Here is a 22,491-nt window from a genome sequence, read left to right as displayed (position 1 = left end):
GAAAACAGTAAAAACAGATCTTACATGACTTTTTACAAAAAAGCGGTATTGGGCTTGTGCGCAGGTCTCGGCCTGGCCCTTTCTGCCCATGCGCAGGAAAATAACCTGCACCAGAGATCCGCTATCTATGAAGCGCCGAAAGATCCGGAAGTGATCGAAAAGCTGGATAAATGGCAGGACCAGAAATTCGGCATGATCATTCACTGGGGCATTTATGCCGTTCCGGGCATCATAGAATCCTGGTCCATCTGCTCGGAGGACTGGATAGAGCGGGACAGCACCATAAGCTATAACGATTATAAAAAATGGTACTGGGGACAAAGTGAAAAGTTCAATCCCGTAAACTTCAACCCGGAACAATGGGCTGATGCCGCCGATGCCGCAGGAATGCGATACCTGGTTTTCACCACAAAACATCACGACGGTTTTAATATGTTCGATACCAGGCAAAGCGATTTTAAGATATCCAACGGTCCCTTTGCAGGTAATCCCCGTGCGGATGTCGCCAAATATGTATTCGACGCTTTTCGTAAAAAAGGTTTTATGATCGGGGCTTATTTCTCCAAACCCGACTGGCATTCCGAATACTACTGGTGGCCCAAATACGCCACGGCAACCCGAAACAATAATTACGACATCCGCAAAAATCCCTGGCGATGGAATAAATTCAAGGATTTTACCTTTAACCAGATCAGCGAGTTGATGCACAATTACGGTAGCATCGATATACTCTGGCTGGACGGCGGCTGGGTACGCCCCCGGGAAACCGTCAATGACGAAGTTCTCTCCTGGGGGGCGCCAATCCCCGAATGGAGCCAGGACATAGATATACCGAAAATAGCTACCATGGCTAGAGAAGCTCAGCCGGGCATCCTGATGGTTGACCGTACCGTACACGGCCCGTATGAGAACTACCAGACCCCGGAGCAGAGAATTCCGGATGAAAAAATAGACAACCCCTGGGAAAGCTGTATGACCCTCGGAAATGCCTGGAGTCACGTTCCGGGTGATGAGTTTAAATCCGCAGCAAAGGTTGTTCACTCCCTCGCGGAGATTGTAGCCAAGGGAGGCAGCTTGCTGCTCGGCGTAGGGCCAAGGCCGGACGGTACCCTCTCGCAGGAAGTCATAGACCGTTTAAAAGAAATCGGGAAATGGATGTCCGAAAACGGAGAAGCGATCTACAATACCCGTACTGTAGATCATTACAGCGACGGAAACACCTACTTTACCCAAAACCTGAAGAAAAAGAAAACCTATGCCATTGTCTGCCTTCCGGAGGGAAAAACCGTACCGGAAACCGTAATATGGAAAGGCAACCTCCCGAAAAAGGGCAGCAGTATAAAACTTCTCCAAACCGGGAAAAATGTAAAATGGGAAAAAGAAGGAAACCGGGTCAGGGTATTTTTACCCGCCTCCCTGCAACAAAGTAAAGATGTTCCCGCCATCGCATTTTCCTATACAAGGGAAAAATAAATTTGAGTACAAAACCGGAAAACATGAAAAGACTAATCGTTATCACCACAACCCTCCTTACCCTCTGCTCCTGTAATTCACCCAAAAAACAGGTATCCGCTCCGGAAGCCTTAGGCCCTGTTCCTTCTGAGGCCCAGCTGGCATGGCAGGAAATGGAGCTGAACGCCTTTATCCACTTTACTACCAATACGTTCACCGGTAAGGAATGGGGTTACGGGGACGAAAATCCCTCCATATTCAACCCGACGGACATCGATGTAAACCAATGGATAGTTACACTTAAGGAAGCGGGATTCAAGGGTGTTATACTCACTACCAAACACCACGATGGTTTTTGCCTGTGGCCAAGTAAATACACCGAACATTCCGTTAAAAACAGCCCCTACAAGGACGGTAAAGGAGATATCGTAAAAGAAGTTTCCGAAGCCTGCAAACGTCATGGCCTTAAATTCGGCATATACATGTCTCCCTGGGACCGCAACCGCGCCGACTACGGAGAACCGTCCTATATCGCGTATTATCGCAACCAGCTCGAAGAACTTTTCACCAATTACGGCCCGGCTTTTGAAATGTGGTTTGACGGTGCAAACGGCGGTGACGGTTACTACGGAGGTGCCAATGAAACCCGGAATATCGACAGACAAACTTATTATGACTGGCCGGCCACGCTGGATATGGTGCACAAAATACAACCCGAACCGCAAGTATTGTTTTTCAGCGATGCCGGACCGGATATCCGTTGGGTAGGTAATGAAAAAGGGCTGGCCGGAGAAACCAACTGGAATACCATTTCCAATGATACGTTATATGCCGGAAAAGCCGGTATAGAAAAATTATTATCCACAGGTTCCGCAGACGGAAAACAATGGATCCCCGCCGAAGTCGATGTGTCAATCCGCCCGGGTTGGTTCTACCATGAAGAAGAAGACTCCAAAGTAAAAACAGCCGAACAGTTATTTGATCTCTACCTAACTTCCGTAGGTCGGGGTTCCAACTTATTGCTCAACATACCTCCGGACAAACGTGGCCTCATCCACGAGAACGATGTGGAAGCCCTTCGGGGATGGCGAAAACTTATGGATGATACCTTTCGTACCAACCTTGCTGCCGGAGCTCCGGCAACAGCGACCACATACCGCGGAAAGTCCGGGGAATATGCGGCAACTAACGTAACGGATGATAAAAAACACACCTATTGGGCTACGGACGATGATACGACCACTGCTTCGGTTGAAATTGATCTCGGAAAAGAACAACAGGTTTCTTATATCCTCCTCCAGGAATATATAGAACTAGGACAAAGAGTCGAATCTTTCACCATAGAGGTACAGCAGGGAGATGATTGGAAAGAAATAGCCGCTGCCACCACCATAGGCTATAAGCGTATCCTGAAAACAGGCGCGGTAAGAACAGGCAAAATACGTATAAACATTACAAGCGCCAAAGCATGCCCGTTGATCTCCAATATTGAAGTGTATTAGATCTCAGATTGCAGGTTACAAGTTGCAGGTTTGGTTGAACCTGCAACTTGTAACTTATAACCTGGAACATTTAGTCCTCGATCTCTATTGCCTTTTGTACCGGGTGGCCGGTAGTGCCGCTTGGGAACGCAATACCCAGGAGGGCCGCAATGGTAGGAGCCACATCGTTAATATGTGTTTCTTCAACAGTACTTTTCCCTTTCCTGATCCCATTTCCGAAAAATAAAAGAGGGGTATGGGTATCGTAGTTTAAAGCAGAGCCATGCGTAGACCCGGTCTTAGAATAAGAAATAACCGCAGGTGCCAGCACATAGAGCACATCTCCTGATCTTTTCTGATTGTACCCTCTTTGTAACAGTGCGGTAATCCTCTCCGTAAATTCCGCTTCGGTAAATACATGTGCCGCATATGCCTTCTCCACATCTTTGTACTGTATAACTTCTTCTACCAGGTCGTCCTGTATATTCCGGATACGCAGATTATTTTCACGGGCAATTTTGTGGTCTATAAAAATCTGGGAATTGGAGATATTTGTTATCAATCCGTCTACCCCATACTTTTCCTTTGCGAAGTCTTTTATATAAAGTGTAAAGTTCAATTGGTCAAAATAACCGGCCGGGATATTGAGGGATTGCAGATAGGAAGGCACCTGTACCGCGGCATGGTCTGCCGTAAGGAAAACGGTATACTCGCCTTTCCCTACTTTTTCATCCAGTGCGGAAAGAAGCCGGGCGAGGTCCTTGTCCAGTCTCAGGTAAGTATCCTGTACTTCTTTCGAATTTACCCCGAACCGATGCCCTACATAATCCGTAGCCGAGAAACTTACCGCGAGAAAATCGGTAATATCGTCCTGCCCAAGACTTTCCCCTTCAAGAGCGGCAAGAGCAAAATCCACGGTCAGACTATTCCCGTAAGGAACCGATTTCAGGATGTCATATCCTCCGTTATTCTTCATTAACCTACCTAATTCGTGGGGGAATGTCGGCGATTTTTCTCCCTTAAAGGGACCCTCATAAGAATTGTTGTCGGGGCCGCTTTCCACATAGCTATCTATATCGTAGAGCGTATTCCATGTGGTAGCATATTCCTTCGCTTTGCCGGATCGGTTAAATTTTTCTGCCCATTCGGGAAGCTCATCCATATAATAGGAACTGGTTATCCACTTCCCTTCGTCTTTGCCATGAAACCAATAAGCGGCATTAGCAGCATGCCCTGCCGGCAGAATTGATCCCCTGTCTTTCAGGGCCACTCCTATAACCTTACCGCGGAGTTCCGTAGCCAGTCTTAACTGGTCTGTTATGGTAGTGGTTTTCATCCGGTGCGGAGACATTTTCCCTGCATCCGACTCCGTACCAACGGACTGCCGTGTATCGTCCTCTGCACAGTATACCATTCTGTCCTCTTCCTTATCATACCAGTCATTTCCTATAATACCATGTGTTGCCGGAGTGGTCCCCGTATATACGGAGGCATGCCCCGGACCTGTATAAGTGGGCACATAATTATAATGGTTATTCCTGCAATTGAAGCCGTCATTTACCAGGCGTTTTATACCGCCGTCACCATATCTTTCCCAGAACCTGGTGATATAATCGTACCGCATCTGGTCTACTACGATACCTACTACAAGTTTGGGTTTTGCATAAGGAGTTTCTTCCGTTTGTGCTTTAGAACCGAAGGCTGCGAATACACATAATACCGCAGCTGCTAATTTTCTCATAACTTTTAAAATTTTAAGACCTGTAAAAGTAAACAGTTCTCATTAAAATCCGATTACCTATGCATTATTTAACGATATATCCTTCTACAATCACAAAAAAAATGATCCTCACGAAATAAACCGCCTAACATTATTTTTTTTTACTTTAGTTACTATATTTTTACCGTATGAAGTATTTCGAATCCATTGGCAAGTATTTTTTAATGATATTGGAAGTTTTCAGGAGGCCCACCAAGTGGACAATAATGAAAAGCCTTATTCTCAAAGAGATTGACGACCTGATATACGGTTCCCTGGGCATTGTGGTTTTTATCTCGTTTTTTGTAGGCGGGGTAGTAGCCATACAGACTGCTTTAAATACAGATTCCCCTCTACTTCCAAAGTACCTGGTGGGCTTTGCCACACGGCAATCGGTAATACTGGAATTTGCCCCTACCTTTATCTCTATTATCATGGCCGGGAAAATGGGCTCTTATATAACTTCCAGTATTGGGACTATGCGTGTTACCGAACAGATAGATGCCTTAGAGGTAATGGGAATTAATGCCCTGAATTACCTGGTCTTTCCAAAAATAATTGCCTTGCTCCTGTACCCTTTTGTAATATCCATATCTATGTACCTGGGGATTTTGGGAGGCTGGGCTGCAAGTGTCTTGGGAGGGTTTAATACCAGCACTCAGTTTATAGAGGGGCTTCAGATCGATTTTAAGCCCTATCACGTTTTTTACGCTTTTTCCAAAACCTTTATCTTTGCATTTATACTGGCCACAATACCCTCCTATCACGGGTTTTACATGCGAGGGGGGGCTCTGGAGGTCGGTAAAGCCAGTACCACTTCTTTTGTATGGACCAGCGTAGTGATCATTATCATTAATTATATTCTCACTCAAATGTTACTCGGCTGATGATTGTTGTAGAAAATTTACATAAATCCTTTGACGGTACACCCGTTCTGAAAGGCATCTCAACCTCTTTCGAAAAAGGCAAAACAAACCTTATCATCGGGCAGAGCGGTTCCGGGAAAACCGTATTTCTCAAATCGCTTCTCGGACTATTCACTCCCGAAGAAGGAAATATCATATATAATGGTGCCAATTATTCGGATATGGATGATGATGAAAAACGGGAACTCCGTCAGCGGATGGGCATGGTATTCCAGGGAAGCGCCCTTTTCGATTCCATGACCGTGGAAGAAAACGTGATGTTTCCCCTGAAGATGTTTACCAGTAACTCTCCAGGTGAAATGCGGGACAGGGTAGATTTTGTACTCAACAGGGTAGAACTTACGGACGCTCATCACAAATTCCCTTCGGAAATTTCAGGAGGAATGCAAAAAAGGGTGGCTATTGCCAGGGCGATCGTCAACAAGCCGCAATATCTCTTTTGCGACGAACCCAATTCCGGACTGGACCCGAAAACGGCAATCGTGATTGACAATCTCGTCCAGGAAATCACCCGGGAGTATGACATTACCACGATAATCAATACGCATGATATGAACTCCGTAATGGAAATCGGGGAAAAGATCGTTTTCCTGAAAGACGGCTATAAAGCCTGGGAGGGCAGTAACAAGGAGATCTTTAAGACTGATAACGAAACAGTGACCGATTTTGTATACTCTTCGGAACTCTTTAAAAAGGTCCGGCAGATGTATATTGAGGAGAGAAACTGATAAAAACTGTATATTATAAGATCGGGGGGCGAATTTCTATAAGGTCCCCCGATCTTATTTTTAATTCAATTGCTTTATTTCCACTTTATCATTAGAAGTTTTCAGCTGTAACCAACTTTTCAGTTTCTCATATTCCTTTTCACGCTGGGGCCCGGAAGCGGATTCCTTCCATTTTACAGTAAAAGCGGGTACCGTATCCGTTCTGGCAAAATCCGTCCTGATTTCATTGGAAAAGCCAAATTCCCCTATGCCGTCATACAAGACTTTAGCTTCCTGGCTCAGTTTTGCGAAATCTACATTATAGGTAAGCCTTCGTAGCCTTGATACTTCATCTTCCAGGAAACGGATTTTCTCCGTACTGTTTACCAGCTCCTTTTTGCTCGATTCATACAGTTCGTGAACGTAATTATACTTCTGCTCCGAATCACTTTGCCCCCCCTGTACAATGCGAAGGTCCGCATTTTTCAGTGTAGGGTAATCCGCCTGTTTTTGATTTTCCCAGGTATTGATAACATTTTCCGGGATAACTTCATCTCCCATAAAAACAAGCTCTATGGTAGAATTTCCATCCCTTTTATAATTTATCTCAGAAAGGTTTTCCAGGAACATACCTCCTTTTGAGAACTGATACGGGGTTACTACGGTATGAATAAATTTCCTGGCGTCGTTGCGAAATCTCGATTCTTTCCACACATTAAAAAAGGTGTATCCGGCAGGGATCATAACTATAACGGCTATCAACGAAGCCACCCTGGAAATAAGCCTTCTTCTGGCCGAATTCACATACCTCACCATAGGAAATCTCAATATTTTGAGCACCAGGAAGGTCGCCAGACCTATAAATATGGTATTGATCAAAAAAAGGTACATGGCTCCCATAGCGTATTCCCAGTTCCCAATAGCCAGACCGAAGCCTACCGTACAAAGTGGCGGCATCAAAGCCGTGGCTATGGCCACCCCGAAGATGACACTGGCAATAGTACCTTTTTTAGCACGGGCAATAACCAGTGCCAGTCCGCCGAAAAAGGCTATCAGTACGTCCCGTATATCCGGCGCTGTCCGTGCCAGTAGTTCCGAAGATTCATCCCTGAGCGGGAAAAAACGGAAGAACAGGAATGCCGTAAGGATACTTAACCCCACCATGACCAGAAAGTTCTTTACGGACCTTCGTAACGTATCCACATCATTAATAGCAATAGACATACCCATACCCAATATAGGTCCCATGAGCGGGGATATTAACATCGCCCCGATAACTACCGCCGTAGAATTGGCATTTAACCCGACAGATGCAATAAATATGGAACATATCAAAATCCAGGAATTGTGCCCTTTAAACGGAATATCGTTCTTAATATGTTCTATGGTCGTTTCCTGGTCCGTATTGGAACGGATATCCAGAAGCTCCCCGAAAAAGGTCTTGAGGCTACCCAACAAGCCCGAAAAATCTTTTTTTACATTTTCCGTGCTACTGTTCTGGCCATCCTCCTGCTCTTCAGGCTGCGCCGAAGAATTCTGATTTTCTTGCATAAACTCTTATATTAAATCTTCTCCAAACTTTTGTTTTACTTTTTGCAATACTTCTTTAATGTCCTGTTCTTTTTGCTTGGGGTAGATTAATAATACTTTCTTTTTCTCGATAACAATATAGTCATCCAGACCGTCGATCACTACCAGTTTCTTTCCGCTGGTACGGATCATATTGTTACCGCCATTTTCAATCAGTGTCCTGGCATTTACCACGGCATTGCCGGCATCGTCCTTCGGAAGTTTTTCATAGAGCGATCCCCAGGTACCCAGGTCATTCCAATCAAAATCAGCCGGCAGTACATGTATGTTATCCGAACGTTCTAAAATAGCGTAATCTATGGAAATATTATCTGCTTTGGAATAGTTTTTACGTATAAATGTTCTCTCCGCAAGGGTATTATATTTCGACTTTCCCTTTAAAAACAGCTGGTACATTTCCGGCTGAAGGGATTCAAAAGCTTGTAAAATACTTTTCGCACTCCAGATAAATATACCGGCATTCCACAAATAGTTCCCTTGTTTCAGGAACTGTTTTGCCGTTTCATAATTCGGTTTTTCCGTAAACTTCACCACCGCGCAGATACCGTCATTTTCCGTTCCGGATGCCGCATCGTACTCGATATAGCCATATCCGGTATTGGGAAAAGCAGGGGTAATACCCAGGGTCATCAGAATATCCCTCTCCGCACATGCCGTAAAACAACGCTTTACGTCCTCCCCAAATGCTTCCTCCTCTTCTATCCAGTGATCACTGGGGGCTACAAGTACCACTGCATCCGGATTTTCCTTTTGTATCTTCATGGAGGCATACAGAATACAGGGGGCCGTATTTCGCATGGCAGGCTCCAGCAATATCTGCCCGGGGTTTGCCCTTGGTAACTGTTCCAATACAAGGTCTTTGTAGCGTTCGTGTGTAAGGATACAGATATTTTCTTCGGGAATGATACGACTTAACCGACTGAAAGTCTTCTGGATAAGGGTTTCCCCTGTGCCCAGCATATCGTGGAATTGTTTTGGCAATTCCGTAGTACTTACGGGCCAGAAACGAGAGCCGATCCCTCCGGCCATTAATATCGCATAGTAATTTTTATTCAATTTCAAAATAGTTTACGGGTAGTTATAGTTCGATTGTCAAATTTCAAGCGCAAACACACCTGCCGATATAAAACCGGGAAAGGCCCGCACTTATGGGTCCGGCAACAATTCCACCTCAGCATTGGGATTAAAGAGATAGATCTTCCCGGAGGTCACTTCTACACATTCGTACCGTTTTATTTTTTTTGGGCCTTTGCGAAAAATCCGTCCGTTATATATACGAAAAAAACTTCCGTAAGGGAGTTCAAATATATAATTTTTATCGTTTTCCGGGTCGAATTGCTTTAAAGCCAGCGCCAATGAAGCATCCGTATCACTACTCGCCCGTGGGTTTCTGAAATGTCTGGCCAGCAGAGGCAACAGGCTATCCGGAAAAATAGCAGGATTTAAAAAGGGTAACATTAACCTCCGGAATATCGTTTTCCATTCCATACCGTGCGGTTTGATATTCGGCCCGTATTCCCGGAACGCCACCAAATGGGCTACTTCGTGTACGAGGGTAATGAGAAACTTATATTTGTTCAGACTGGCATTTACCGTAATCTGATGCATCCCCCCGGGTAAGCGCCGGTAATCTCCGTGCCGGGTAACCCGCTCATTGACAATCTTAAGATAGACCCCATTACTCCGAACCAGGTCAAAACAAGGGTCCACCGCTCTCTCCGGTAGGTATTTCTGTAAAATATCCTTCACTGGTATATGATCTCCATGTTTATCCTGTAACCCTATCGCTAACTATTATAGCCTGCATAATATCACAAAAAATCTAAACTCCAAAAATTACGGTGTGGAATTGGATACCTGTAACAGCTTACCATTGTAATACGCATTCCCTTTCAAGGCAAAATCGAAAATATACGAAGCCATTTCCGAAGCGGATAGTGGTGCCCGATATCCCGGAAACGCTTCTTCGAGCATTTCCGTCTGTACCGCACCCAGGGCCAGTACATTAAAAGAAGGACCTGTTTCTTTATATTCCTCGGCCAGCAATTCGGTAAGGCTGATTACCGCCCCTTTCGAAGAACTGTACGCTGCAAGTCCCGGGAATTTAACACTCCCCTGCACACCTCCCATACTGCTGATGTTTACTACGTGCCCCTCTCCTGACATAAAGGGAAGGACATTCCGTATCATTTCCGCAACTCCGAAAATATTTACCCGGTATACCTCTTCAAATTCTTTCGGGGTGATTTCAACAAAAGGTTTATTCACCAGCTTTCCGGCATTATTGATCAGAATATCCACTTTTCCGTTCCACTCCCCGAAAATAAAATCACACAGTTTTTCCAGATCGGCCTTAGCCGACAGATCAAATGAAAAAGCGGTGATATTCGGGTGTTTCCACTCCAGAACGGGACGTTCATTCCTGGAAAGGGCGAGTACCCGGTGCCCTGCTTCCGCAAATATCCTGGCCAGTTGCAGGCCTATCCCACGGCTTGTTCCTGTGATTATGACATTCTTCATAAAATCGTTTAGATATTAGATTTGAGATCTTAGATATAAGACCGAAAACCGAGTCCCGGCAATATATTATTCAAACCCGGAATTTATTCGTTTGTAAACTCTATTTCTTTGGTCCCTGTATTGGCCATTTTCTCCATAACAGGGATCATTTCCGAAATAAATGAGGTCATGTGATCTATATCCATCAATTCTACCTCATCCCCTACTTTGTGATAGTGTTCAAAGTTGGTGAAGTCAAACGTACAAACTGTTTGCGAAGGAACCCGAAATTCCAGGAAAAAGGGGTAGTTATCCGATCTCTTGAACAATTGGAAATCTTTGGCTTTAGGCAGAAACCCAATCAGGTTTTTCCCGGCATATGCATTCATTTTTTCTGCCATATTGGTATCTTCATAGCCTGTGATATAAGCCGTATAGTCGGCCGTCATAGGTACTCCTATCATTTCCAGATTCACCATGGTATAGAGATTGAGTTTTTCCGTACGTAGTTTCCGCGCCAGGTGCCGCGAGCCGAGAAGACCTTTTTCTTCGGCGGAGAACAATACAAAAAGTAAACTTCTTTTGTTGACTCGGGAATCCCCGAAATATTTGGCCAGTTCCAGAACACCCGTAGTTCCCGATGCATTGTCATTGGCTCCGTTGGCTATAACATCATCCCCTTCTCCTTGTTCCTGTATACCGATATGATCGTAATGAGCTCCAATAATAATAAACTCTTCTTTGAGCCCGGGATCATTCCCTTCCACATATCCTACGATATTGAAGGCGGGTTCCTTAAAATTATCCAGTGTATCGCGATAAGAAGTAAAGTAAGGTTTTACCTGGTGGTCAGCAAATACCTTTTCTATATATTGTGCTGCTTTTTCTATTCCGGGGCTTCCGGAATCCCTTCCTTCCAGTTCGTCAGATGCGAGAAACTCCAAAGTTCCCTGAACATCCGCGGCGTTCACCCTGAAAGCTGCCACGGCTTCCACGGCCTGGGCATTCAGCCCGGAGACCACGCCACAAAAGAAAATAACGGAATAAAGATATTTTTTCATGTGTTTAATTTATATTGTTTTTAATAGGTCTGATGTAGTGTCCCGGAAACATCTTCTGCCTGCAAATCCCGATATCTATCCGGATGATGAGGTTTACACAAACTTGTTAATGGGCATTTCATTCTGAAAATGATTTGTTATTGTATTGGCTAAAATATATAAAAAATCCCGTTCCTTATAATGAAGGGAACGGGATTCTCTTATTTATTTCTCCTGTCCGGGACTATGCGAGCATGGTCACCGGATTTTCCAGATAGTGTTGTAATGTCTGCAGGAATTGTGCCCCTGTTGCCCCGTCTACCGTACGGTGGTCACAGGCCAGGGTTACTTTCATCGTATTACCTACCACGATCTGGCCGTCTTTAACAACGGGTTTCTGCACTATTGATCCCACGGAAAGGATGGCAGAGTTGGGTTGATTTATGATAGAAGTAAATTCCTGTATACCAAACATTCCCAGGTTAGACACGGTAAAAGTACTGCCTTCCATTTCCTTGGGAGTCAGTTTTTTGTTCCTGGCCTTCCCGGCAAGGTCCTTAACCTGTGCCCCGATCTGTGTAAGGCTCATCTGATCGGTAAAACGTACCACGGGAACTACCAATCCTTCGTCTACAGCCACAGCCACCCCTACATGTATATGGTGGTTGTATAATGTGGTATCTCCTTTCCACGATGTGTTCACCTGCGGATGTTTCTTCAGGGCCATGGCACATGCTTTCACGACCATATCATTGAAAGAAACCTTGGTATCCGGCAGTGCATTGATCTGCCCCCTGGATGCAATGGCATTATCCATGTCGACTTCTATGGTCAGATAGTAATGTGGTGCGGTAAACTTGGATTCTCCCAGGCGCTTGGCTATGGTTTTTCGCATTTGCGAATTTTTGACCTCCTCGGAACTTTCTTCACCGGCGGGAACAAAAGGCATGGCCTGGACCGCCGGGGCCGCCTGCTCTTTGGATGCAGATGTCGCCGGAGCGGTTTCTGCCGCCGCAGGCGTATAATTTTCTATATCTCTCTTTACAATCCTTCCGTTTTCTCCGCTTCCTTTTACTTTGGAGAGGTCAATACTTTTGTCTTCCGCCATCTTTTTGGCAAGCGGCGACGCGAATATTCTACCTCCGTCCTGAGACACCGAAGTACCTTCTTTCGGACTTTCCTTGGAATCTTCGGTTTTTGAAGCAGCTTCGGATGTTTCTTTACCGGCGCTTTTTTCCTTTTTGGTCCCTCCGCCGGAAACAGCTTTGAGAACAGCATCCACATCCGTGCCTTCCGGCCCTATAATCGCCAGAACAGCGTCAACAGGTGCGGATTCCCCTTCCTGCAGACCAATGTGCAGTAAGGTACCGGAATAGAAAGATTCGAACTCCATAGTAGCCTTATCGGTCTCTATTTCCGCAAGAATATCGCCTTCCTCTACTTTATCACCCTCTTTCTTCAACCAACTGGCTACGGTGCCTTCTTCCATCGTATCGCTCAGACGTGGCATGGAAACCACTTCCACTCCTTCAGGAATTTCTCCGGGAGCTTCTTTGGTCTCTTCTTCTTTTTCAGATCCGGAAGAATCTTTCTTCTCCGTCTTTTCTTCTTTGTCTTCCGATCCTTCTCCTTCACCATTTAACAATGAAGAGATATCTTCTCCTTCCTCTCCTATAATAGCAAGGAGGGAATCAACAGGTGCCCCGTCGCCTTCCCCTATTCCTATGTGCAACAGTGTACCGGAGTAGAAAGATTCAAACTCCATAGTAGCCTTATCGGTTTCTATTTCCGCAAGGATGTCGCCTTCTTCTATTTTGTCTCCTACTTTTTTTAACCACTTTGCCACGACACCTTCTTCCATGGTATCGCTTAATCTCGGCATATTAATTACTTGAGCCATAAGAACTATAATTTATGAGGTAAAAACGGATAATCTTCCTGTGCATACACTACATCATACATTACACTTTTATCCGGATACGGTGATTCTTCGGCAAATTTTTCGCATTCTTTCACCAGGTCTTTTACCCGTTTGTCTATTGCTTCTATTTCTTCGTCCGTAGCGTACTTCTTTTCTTTTATTACATCAAGAGCCTGGGTAATAGGGTCTATTTTCTTATACTCCTCTACCTCTTCTTTGGTCCTGTACTGCTGCGCATCACTCATGGAGTGCCCTCTGTAACGATATGTTTTCATCTCCAGGAAAGTAGGGCCACCGCCGCTTCTTGCTCTCTCTACCGCTTCATCTACAGCTTCGGCCACTTTTACCGGGTTCATTCCGTCCACCGGTCCGCAAGGCATTTCATACCCGAGACCGAGTTTCCATATATCTGTAGTATGTGCAGTCCTGGCAACGGAAGTCCCCATGGCATACCCGTTGTTCTCACAAATAAACACTACCGGTAGCTGCCACAACATAGCCAGGTTGAAAGTTTCGTGAAGTGATCCTTGTCTCACAGCACCATCTCCCATATAACACAGGGTTACGGCATCTCTTTTGAAATATTTATCGGCAAAGGCCAAACCGGCCCCCAGAGGAATTTGTCCTCCGACGATACCGTGACCTCCGTAAAAGCCTTTTTCTTTGGAAAAGATGTGCATGGAACCTCCGAGTCCCTGGGAAGTGCCCGTCGATTTTCCGTACAACTCGGCCATTACCCTTTTCGGATCAACTCCCATACCGATAGGTTGAACGTGGTTTCTGTATGCTGTTATCATTTTATCCTTGGACAGGTCTATCGCGTGGAGCGACCCTGCAAGAACAGCTTCCTGACCATTGTACAAATGAAGAAACCCCCTTACTTTCTGTTGGATGTAAACTGCAGCCAGTTTATCTTCGAACTTTCTCCAGAACAGCATGTCTTCGTACCACTTAAGGTACACTTCTTTTGTGATCTTTTTCATGTGTTTAATTTTTTTCAGCGATCAAAATACACCATCCCGACACATATCGGGATGTTTTCCGCACCTGGAACCGCTTTTTCCGTACATGAATTTATTCCGGCCACATTTCTGCCACCTCTAAAAACCCATGTCCGCCTCATCAAATATCTTAATTAGTCTTTAAAATTCATGCCGCGCCCCAAAATTACGAAAAAGGGGGCTTTTTAATTGCGAGTTACAAAAGTAACATTTTCAATAAAAGTGAAAAAACGAAAAGAAGAGTTTTATTTTTGTTTTTTGTTAAATTAAAAAAGTCCGGCGCCGGAAGTTAAAAGGAGCTGTTGTGCATTTTAAACGGAACGGATCTTCTGTTGTTGGTTTGCACTATGTCTATCAGTACCCGAAACGGTTATTTCCGTAAAATATACCCGATGTCATAAATTGGATTTATCGAACAGGAGGGGTAGCAGGTCTTTTACCGAAGCCGCCTTTACCACTTTCCCGGTTTCCCCCATAAAATACAGTTCCAGGGGCTCTGCCTGTTTCACTTCATATTCCGCCAGGCTCTGTCTACAGGCACCACACGGAGGAATAGGGGTCAGTACGGTACGATTGTCAGAAGCTGCAGATATGGCCATGGCGCGGACCTTCACACCGGGATACCTGGCCCCTGCCTGAAATATCGCAACCCGTTCGGCACATAGCCCGGAAGGATACGAAGCATTCTCCTGATTACTTCCTATCACCACTTCCTCGTTGTCCAACAGCAAAGCCGCGCCTACTTTAAACCTGGAATAAGGAGCATACGCATTTTTTCGTGCTTCCACGGCCTTTTGCATCAGGGCCCGGATAGCTTCCGGAAGCTCATTGGTATCATCATATACCATAAGCCTGGATGTAATCTCCACTTCTTTCATAACTAAAATTCCCTGAAGTTATCTCCGAAATTGAACCGCAGCGAAAAACGCAGGGTGTTTTCCAGAGGATTCTGTACTTTTGATGTTGAAAACAGGTAAGACAGGTCTATCGTAGTTGTATTAAATGTAAACCCTGCACCCAGAGAAAAGAACTTCCGTGCTCCTTTATCATTACTCTCATTAAAATAACCGGTGCGCAAGGCAAAAGCCTCCTGGTACATATATTCCAGTCCCAAAGCCCAGGTCACCTCGCTCAGTTCCTCACTAAATCCATCGGGAGCATCGCCAAAGGAATCAAAGATGCCTCCTACAAATCCTTTATTGTAATAATCATCTTCCATATTTATAATTCCATCATCATTGGAATCGCTCGGTGTCGGCACCAGCAACTTATTAAATTCCACCGAGGTCATCAACCTGTTATCCGCATCAAAAATAAAATCAAAACCGGCTCCAAGCCCTAAATTGGTAGGAAGGAATTCTTCCTGGGTGTTATCACTGCTGTAACTGATCTTCGGTCCGATATTGGAAATATTAAATCCGCCGCGCCATCTACCGTTAAAGTTAGCATACGCGATTTCGGGAGACTGGTAATATCCGGCGATATCCACGGCAAAGGAATTAGCGGCCCTGGCATCTACAGCCCCATCCACTTCGGTAAGCCGCAGGTCTGAACGCAGGTATCTCCCGGCAACTGCCATAGAGAACTGCTCACCGAGTTTCAGGGAGTACGAACCATCCAAAGCTATTTCATTGGGTTTTACCTCACGTGCCTGGTCAAAAGCCGTTTGCCGGAACTCAAATCCTCCTAGTCCGTAATACCGTAAACTAAAAGCAAAAGCACTCCGATCGTTCACACGTTTGTAAAAGTTAAGATTCAACAGCCCCATATCGTCCACCAGTTCGGTAAGATAAGGTGTATAACTTACCCCGATACCGTATTGGGTTTCGGAAAAAACATATTTGGCAGGATTCCACTGTTGGGAAAAGGCATCGGGCGATGTAGCTACCCCCATATCTGCCATACCCGCCGACCTGGCATCCGCAGCAACCCGAAGAAAAGGCATTGCCGGGTTTATGGGACGGTAATCACTATTCTGAGCGTGCAATGGTCCCGGCATTGCAAAAAACGCAACAGCAATTAGAAAGCATATTTTTTTCATGTTCAGATTGGTAGATTTGTAACAAATATAATCTATAATTACAGTTATACAAGTTTCGGTTAACAAGGCATTCTATTTTTCTTAACGTTATTTTTGCAATTATCTTGTATATATTTTCTTTCTTTTTGTACTAAAAAAAGCATAGAGAATCACACACAGCATCCATACTACGCACAATGCGCATTTTAACATCAGGTCTATGGAGCCACATCTCAGCCAAAGTATTTTCCGCCCGACATAATAATAACAGGCATTCAACGTTATAACAAGTGTCTTAATACCGCTAGTTTTAAAAAAAGAATTTCGGTATAAAAAGCAAAAATATTTCGTTAATTGCTATATTGCACGCATATTTCTCGGACAACTCAAATCTTTTTTCTATGAAGATTAATTTTAAACTGTTGGTATTGTTCATTGCTATCACCGGCGGGTTTACGGGGTGTAAAAACTCCAAATCGGATTACAAGAACACATCAAGAGCCACCGGATGGAAGATAAATGACGGTGAGGGAGGCTTTGAATATAATACCAATTTTAAAGAACAGGAAACCGCACCCGGCCTGGTTTTTATAGAAGGAGGTACTTTTACCATGGGAAAAGTACAGGATGATATTATGCACGACTGGAACAACACACCAACGCAACAGCATGTGCAGTCTTTCTATATGGACGAAACCGAGGTAACCAATCTTATGTACCTGGAATACCTGGACTGGCTGAAAAAAGTATTCCCTCCCGGAACTCCCATGTATGAAAACATTTATTCCGGGGCTCTTCCGGACACTATGGTATGGAGAAACCGGTTAGGATATAACGAGGTTATGACCAACAATTACCTTCGTCACCCTGCTTATGCCAATTACCCGGTAGTAGGTGTAAACTGGGTACAGGCCGTACAGTTCAGCGAATGGCGGACCGACAGGGTAAATGAACTCGCCCTCGAAAAGGAAGGTTATCTCGCCGAAGGCACGAAAAATGCTGTTACAGTGGGCGAGGTAAGCGGAACATTCAGTACCGGAACTTACCTGATGAATCCCCGGGCTGCTTACGGAGGTAATGTCGATAGCCTGCAAGGCAAAAAGAAAAAAGCCGAGGACAGTACCAATGTATATGCAAAACTCACTTCCGGTGTTATACTTCCCGGTTACAGACTCCCTACAGAAGCCGAATGGGAATATGCTGCCATAGCTATTGTGGGCAACCGCGAGTACAACAATGTAAGGGGCAGAAAAAAATATCCTTGGGACGGTGAATACACCAGGTCATCAAAAAAATCCGCAAAAGGAGATCAACTGGCCAATTTTAAACAAGGAAGAGGTGATTACGGAGGTATTGCAGGATGGTCCGATGACGGAGCCGATATTACTGCCCAGATTAAAACCTACCCGCCTAATGACTTCGGCCTCTATGACATGGCCGGAAACGTGGCGGAATGGGTTGCGGATGTATACCGGCCGGTAGTGGATGACGAAGCCAATGACTTCAACTACTACAGAGGTAACGTATATACCAAAACCTCCATAAACGACGATGGTACCGTAACCGTACTGGATCCGGACCAGGTAGTTTACGACACTTTACCGAACGGAAAAATCATTGCCAAAAACCTTCCCGGAGAAGTCGTCAAAGTACCTATCACCGAGGAAGATGCATACCTGAGACCTAACTTTTCCAAAAGTGACAACAGAAACTATCGGGACGGTGACTTCAGTTCGTCCAGGTATTTCGACAGATTTTACGAAGAAGACGACTCTACTGCCGGTGGAGATACGAGAAAAATGTATAACTCTCCCAACCACAAGATCGAAGTGGATGAGGAAGGGAAGATGGTAATGGAGTATGATAAATCCAACCGCAGGACCACGCTTATCGGCGATGATGTAAGGGTTTTTAAAGGAGGTTCCTGGAGAGACCGCGCGTATTGGCTCGATCCTGCACAACGAAGATACCTGCCGCAATACATGGCTACGGATTACATAGGTTTCCGGTGCGCCATGTCCAGGGTCGGTTCCAAAGCCAAACAAAAAAGAAAAAGACCAAGAGGTTAATAATACCTTAGAAAAAAATAATATCAAAGCCCCGGGCACTGTAAACAGGTCGGGGCTTTTTGCTATTTTTACCACATGAACACGGAAGCACTCTACCAGGTATACCAATCGTGCAACAAGGTTTGTACCGATACCCGGAATATTGAAAAAGGAGATCTTTTTTTCGCCCTTAAGGGAGATCATTTTAACGGCAATACTTTTGCCGCCCAGGCCCTGGAGAAAGGGGCTTCATTTGCTGTTATAGACGAAGGTAATTACCATACCGGCAGGAAAACGATTCTTGTTGATGATGTTTTAAAAGCACTTCAGCAACTGGCCGGTTTCCACAGAAAACAACTGGCCCTCCCCATAGTGGCACTTACGGGAAGTAACGGGAAAACCACCACCAAGGAACTCATACATTCGGTACTCTCCAAAAAATTCCGTACCGTAGCCACCAAAGGCAACCTCAACAATCATATAGGCGTACCCCTTACGCTTTTATCCATGAACAAAGATACTCAAATAGGGATCGTTGAAATGGGTGCCAATCACATCGGGGAAATAGCGTTTCTCTGTTCCATCGCCGATCCCGATTACGGCTATATTACCAATTTCGGCAAAGCGCACCTGGAAGGCTTCGGGGGAATTGAGGGTGTAATACAGGGCAAGAGTGAACTATACCAATACCTTGCACAAAAGGAAAAACTCATTTTCTACAATGCCGAAGACCCGATCCAATCGGAAAAACTAAAGGCTTACCCGCATACGTTCGGGTATAATTCCAAAGGAACTTCGGAAGTACTGATAGAATTTACCGGAGCCGCTCCTTTTGTAAGTCTTAAGCTTAACGATCGGGACATACACTCGGGACTCATCGGGCGTTATAACTTTAATAATATTGCAGCGGCGGTCACCATAGGAACATACTTTGAGATTCCCGCCGAAGATATCAAAATCGCTATTGAAGCATATATTCCTTCTAATAACCGCTCACAGATCGTCGAAAAGAACGGGCGCAAAATCATACTGGACGCTTATAATGCCAACCCCAGCAGTATGCAACTGGCCATTGAGAATTTCACGGCACTCCCCTACCCGGATAAAGTGCTCATCCTCGGGGATATGTTCGAACTTGGCAACGAAGCGGCGACAGAGCATCAGCATATAGCAGACCTGGTATCCGGATTACCCGGGGGAAGCGTGATACTCGTGGGTGAAAACTTTTTCAGGACAACATCCGTACACCTCCAATTCCGGGATTTCGAAGCGCTTCAATCCTATATCCCGGAAAACGGGCTTCCCGGAAAAACCTTACTCATCAAAGGATCGAGGGGAATGGCCCTGGAAAGGGTACTGGATTTATTATAAGACAGGGATAAATCCCGGTTTCCTGTAACCTTTCCGGAATGCCCATGATCCATGACAAAGAAACCAGGGGTTGTTAACACTACACACTCAAAGGTGCTTTTAGGTAGTGTTAACAGGCCCTAAATCTCCCTGCCCATAAAAGGGTCTGTCCGGGAGTGTTTACCTGTTTCCACTCTTCCCGCATATCTGCGCACAAACATTGTATCACCTCCTATGGCTACGGTAAAGTCATACCATCCGTAACTTTTTACCGCAGGTATGATGATCTTTTCCGAACTGTCCTTTTTAATACGTTGCCTGATCTCCGGGTTTTTATATGCCTGGTCCGTAACGGTAATACGGATATCCTTACCGGATCCGTTTATCACTTCCAACTCGACATTACCGGAAATCTTTTTCAGGAACCTGCCCTTTTTTTCATAGCCGCAAAGGAGCTCTACCTCCGGATCGCTACTGTCTCCCGAAAATTCCCTGTAGAAGCCGTTGGGACCATAGACCCTCAGGTGATAATTTTCATTTTCAAAATGGTCCAGCGGCCAGGTATCCCCTATCGTGTCTCCCGGAGTCACGGCAAAAGGCCAGGCTTTAACGATCTCCATTGATCGGCTTCCTTCGGCATTTTCCTGCATATACTTCCCCGGGGCATATACGTGGAAAGGGGCTCCGGCAGCCGTATTTCCAAAGACCATATCGGCCGCATGGAAAGATATCTTAAAAGACTTTTTATCCTTTGCCAGTGTACCATCTACATAAAGCTCATAAGGTAATGCACAGGACTCTTTGGTGCCTTTTTCCTGTCCGGGCATAAAAGGGGCATCGATCTCCGCTCCTGCCTGTCTTATCTGAGCCGCAGACAGGGGTGCAAAATTGGAAGGTGTTGCTTTAAACGAAGCATTGTATACCTCCTCCATCAACTGATTGCGATCTACAAAATCGTCATATCGAAATGCGGAAGGATCGTAGGGACGGAATGCGGAAGTAAGATCGCTGCAAATTGTTCGTCGCCAAGAACTGATATTACTTTCTTCGATCTTCTTCCCTGTTTTTTTGTGCAACCATGTTTCCATAAACGTAAGCGTGGAAGTTATATCACAGACTTCGGAATTCACCCATCCGCCACGCGTCCAGGGCGAGGCCACAACCATCGGCACCCTGTACCCCAGCCCTACCGGACTTTCCCTGGCATTTTTGGGGTCCATCCCTTCTTTCCCGAGCTCTTCTTCCATAGTAACATATTCCTGTGAGGTATTTAATCCTTCGGAATACGCTTTTTTGTGTTTCGGGTTTGGCGCTACGAATGGAGGTACATGGTCAAAATAACCGTCATTCTCATCATAGGTGAGGATAAACACGGTTTTTTTCCATACCTCGGGGTTCTTGGTAAGAATGTCCAGCACTTCCGATACGTACCAGGCCCCGTACCACGGAGCACTGGGGTGGTCCGAAAATTTCTGGGGGGCCACAAGCCAGGAAACAGCAGGCAATTCGCCGTGATTTACATCTTCACGGAACTGGTGCAATATATCTCCTTTAGGCACTTTAATGGTGCGCTCTTCCCCGTTATCCGACCAGGCAATGGTTTCTGTCCGGTGATAATGCGGATCGTTTATGTTGGTGGTAAAAGCTTTTTTGTGCAGGTTTTTTTCATAATCCGAAAGTTTTTCAAAATTATCGGGATTCCATATCTGCAATTCTTCCCGGATCTTTTCGAACTGCTTCTTTTTCTGCTCCAGTTTATTCCTGAGCTTCTGTACCTGCGATTTCGGCTGTTTCTTTACGGTTTTCTCCAATTCCGATATTTCACCCGGCAGTTCGTCGAGCCTTTTCTTCAAAAACTTTTGATGTCCTTCACAGTACCGGACATTAAACTGCGAAAACCATTCCAGGTTGTTATCCGTAAAATTAGCCAGGAGGGATTCGTCCTCTCCCTCCAGTTCGGTTTGCAGACTTATCTCATTCTGATAGACCCTCCAGGATATACCGTTTTCCTCCAACCGTTCCGGGAAAGTTTTCCAGTTTGCTTCCCGGTTGTAATACACTTCGGAATTGCGGACGTTAGGACTTGCACCCGGGGAAGCTTTATGGGTACCGCTCCAGAAGAACAGGCGATTGGTTGTAGTTCCTGTCAAAGAAGAACAAAAATGCTGGTCGAAAACGGTAAATGCATCTGCAAAAGCATAATAGAAAGGAATATCTTCCCGGTTGTAATACCCCAGAGTAAAAGGGATGTCTTGATACGCTTTCCTCCCGGTTTGTTTTGCTGTAAGCCATTTGTCGTACTTTCCGTCGTTACGCGCATCCACCTGATTTTCCCAGGAATGGGGAAGATCTCCCATCCAGGTCGCTTTGGTCTCCCGCATATTCAGGCGAAAGGGCGCATATGTTTGTCCTTTGTCATTACTTTGCAACCATACCGGGTTTTTATCGGGTAGTGTAATCGCCCTGGGGTCATTATACCCCCTTACCCCCTTCAATGTTCCGAAACAATGATCGAAAGAACGGTTTTCCTGCATAAGCATCACTACGTGCTCCGCGTCCTCAAAAGAAGTTCCTTCATCAGGGTTAATGGCCAGTGCTCTTTGGATTGACGGGGGGAATGCCATAGTAACCCCCATACTCCCGGTGAGCAAAGCTGTCTTTTTCAAAAAATCTCTTCTGGTATCCATTACTATTATT

The 22,491-nt window shown here is 45.2% G+C and carries 17 protein-coding genes; 6 read left to right on the top strand and 11 right to left on the bottom strand.

All coding sequences use genetic code 11. From position 1 onward, the window contains the following. Positions 1-24: 24 nt before the first annotated feature. Together ACVBDY_RS00250 and ACVBDY_RS00245 are read left to right on the top strand one after the other, a co-directional pair. A complete protein-coding gene (locus ACVBDY_RS00250; protein ID WP_447173480.1) occupies positions 25-1,473 on the top strand; it encodes an alpha-L-fucosidase in 1,449 nt (482 codons plus the stop codon). 23 nt (positions 1,474-1,496) lie between these two features. Then, on the top strand, positions 1,497-2,954 hold the full coding sequence (locus tag ACVBDY_RS00245) for an alpha-L-fucosidase (protein ID WP_447173479.1): 1,458 nt from the start codon (positions 1,497-1,499) through the stop codon (positions 2,952-2,954). Between the two features lie 70 nt (positions 2,955-3,024). Here the strand turns inward: ACVBDY_RS00245 and pafA are convergent, their stop codons facing one another. Then, positions 3,025-4,674 (bottom strand): alkaline phosphatase PafA, encoded by a 1,650-nt coding sequence (gene pafA / locus ACVBDY_RS00240; protein ID WP_447173478.1) that lies wholly within the window; start codon positions 4,672-4,674, stop codon positions 3,025-3,027. Between the two features lie 167 nt (positions 4,675-4,841). Between pafA and ACVBDY_RS00235 the strand changes: the two genes are divergently transcribed. Further along, entirely contained in the window at positions 4,842-5,579 is a 738-nt protein-coding gene (locus tag ACVBDY_RS00235) for an MlaE family ABC transporter permease (RefSeq protein WP_447173477.1), read from the top strand. After that, positions 5,579-6,346, top strand: a complete 768-nt coding sequence (locus ACVBDY_RS00230) for an ABC transporter ATP-binding protein (protein ID WP_447173476.1) — start codon at positions 5,579-5,581, stop codon at positions 6,344-6,346. The genes ACVBDY_RS00235 and ACVBDY_RS00230 overlap by 1 nt, the downstream gene beginning before the upstream one ends. A 60-nt stretch (positions 6,347-6,406) precedes the next feature. Here ACVBDY_RS00230 and ACVBDY_RS00225 read toward each other — a convergent pair whose 3' ends face one another. From ACVBDY_RS00225 to porV, 9 genes are all read right to left on the bottom strand, one after another. After that, positions 6,407-7,876, bottom strand: coding sequence for a TIGR00341 family protein (locus tag ACVBDY_RS00225; RefSeq protein ID WP_447173475.1), 1,470 nt, complete (start codon positions 7,874-7,876; stop codon positions 6,407-6,409). A gap of 6 nt (positions 7,877-7,882) precedes the next feature. Continuing rightward, positions 7,883-8,971, bottom strand: coding sequence for a mannose-1-phosphate guanylyltransferase (locus tag ACVBDY_RS00220; protein ID WP_447173474.1), 1,089 nt, complete (start codon positions 8,969-8,971; stop codon positions 7,883-7,885). Positions 8,972-9,061: 90 nt separating this feature from the next. Further along, a complete protein-coding gene (locus tag ACVBDY_RS00215; RefSeq protein WP_447173473.1) occupies positions 9,062-9,664 on the bottom strand; it encodes a SprT-like domain-containing protein in 603 nt (200 codons plus the stop codon). Positions 9,665-9,751: 87 nt separating this feature from the next. Continuing rightward, positions 9,752-10,435: an SDR family NAD(P)-dependent oxidoreductase gene (locus ACVBDY_RS00210; RefSeq protein ID WP_447173472.1), complete on the bottom strand. Its 684-nt coding sequence runs from the start codon at positions 10,433-10,435 to the stop codon at positions 9,752-9,754. A gap of 83 nt (positions 10,436-10,518) precedes the next feature. Beyond that, positions 10,519-11,475 carry a M20/M25/M40 family metallo-hydrolase gene (locus tag ACVBDY_RS00205; protein WP_447173471.1) on the bottom strand — a complete coding sequence of 319 codons (957 nt, stop codon included), beginning with the start codon at positions 11,473-11,475 and terminating at the stop codon, positions 10,519-10,521. A 223-nt stretch (positions 11,476-11,698) separates the two neighbouring features. Next, a complete protein-coding gene (locus ACVBDY_RS00200) occupies positions 11,699-13,354 on the bottom strand; it encodes a pyruvate dehydrogenase complex dihydrolipoamide acetyltransferase (RefSeq protein WP_447173470.1) in 1,656 nt (551 codons plus the stop codon). A 5-nt stretch (positions 13,355-13,359) separates the two neighbouring features. Next, positions 13,360-14,358, bottom strand: a complete 999-nt coding sequence (pdhA, locus tag ACVBDY_RS00195) for a pyruvate dehydrogenase (acetyl-transferring) E1 component subunit alpha (RefSeq protein WP_447173469.1) — start codon at positions 14,356-14,358, stop codon at positions 13,360-13,362. A gap of 413 nt (positions 14,359-14,771) precedes the next feature. After that, positions 14,772-15,254: a cytidine deaminase gene (gene cdd, locus ACVBDY_RS00190; RefSeq protein ID WP_447173468.1), complete on the bottom strand. Its 483-nt coding sequence runs from the start codon at positions 15,252-15,254 to the stop codon at positions 14,772-14,774. A 2-nt stretch (positions 15,255-15,256) separates the two neighbouring features. Next, the gene (gene porV / locus ACVBDY_RS00185) at positions 15,257-16,417 is read right to left on the bottom strand and encodes a type IX secretion system outer membrane channel protein PorV (RefSeq protein ID WP_447173467.1); all 1,161 of its coding nucleotides are present in this window, start codon (positions 16,415-16,417) and stop codon (positions 15,257-15,259) included. Between the two features lie 380 nt (positions 16,418-16,797). Here porV and gldJ point away from each other — a divergent pair, with 380 nt between their 5' ends. Both gldJ and ACVBDY_RS00175 read left to right on the top strand, forming a co-directional pair. Beyond that, positions 16,798-18,465: a gliding motility lipoprotein GldJ gene (gene gldJ, locus ACVBDY_RS00180; protein WP_447173466.1), complete on the top strand. Its 1,668-nt coding sequence runs from the start codon at positions 16,798-16,800 to the stop codon at positions 18,463-18,465. A gap of 75 nt (positions 18,466-18,540) precedes the next feature. Continuing rightward, on the top strand, positions 18,541-19,815 hold the full coding sequence (locus tag ACVBDY_RS00175; protein WP_447173465.1) for a UDP-N-acetylmuramoyl-tripeptide--D-alanyl-D-alanine ligase: 1,275 nt from the start codon (positions 18,541-18,543) through the stop codon (positions 19,813-19,815). Positions 19,816-19,934: 119 nt separating this feature from the next. Here the strand turns inward: ACVBDY_RS00175 and ACVBDY_RS00170 are convergent, their stop codons facing one another. After that, positions 19,935-22,481, bottom strand: a complete 2,547-nt coding sequence (locus ACVBDY_RS00170) for a phosphocholine-specific phospholipase C (RefSeq protein WP_447173464.1) — start codon at positions 22,479-22,481, stop codon at positions 19,935-19,937. Between the last annotated feature and the right edge of the window lie 10 nt (positions 22,482-22,491).

Source organism: Sinomicrobium halophytocola (assembly GCF_052983395.1).
This window is presented reverse-complemented; position numbering and strand designations above follow the sequence as displayed.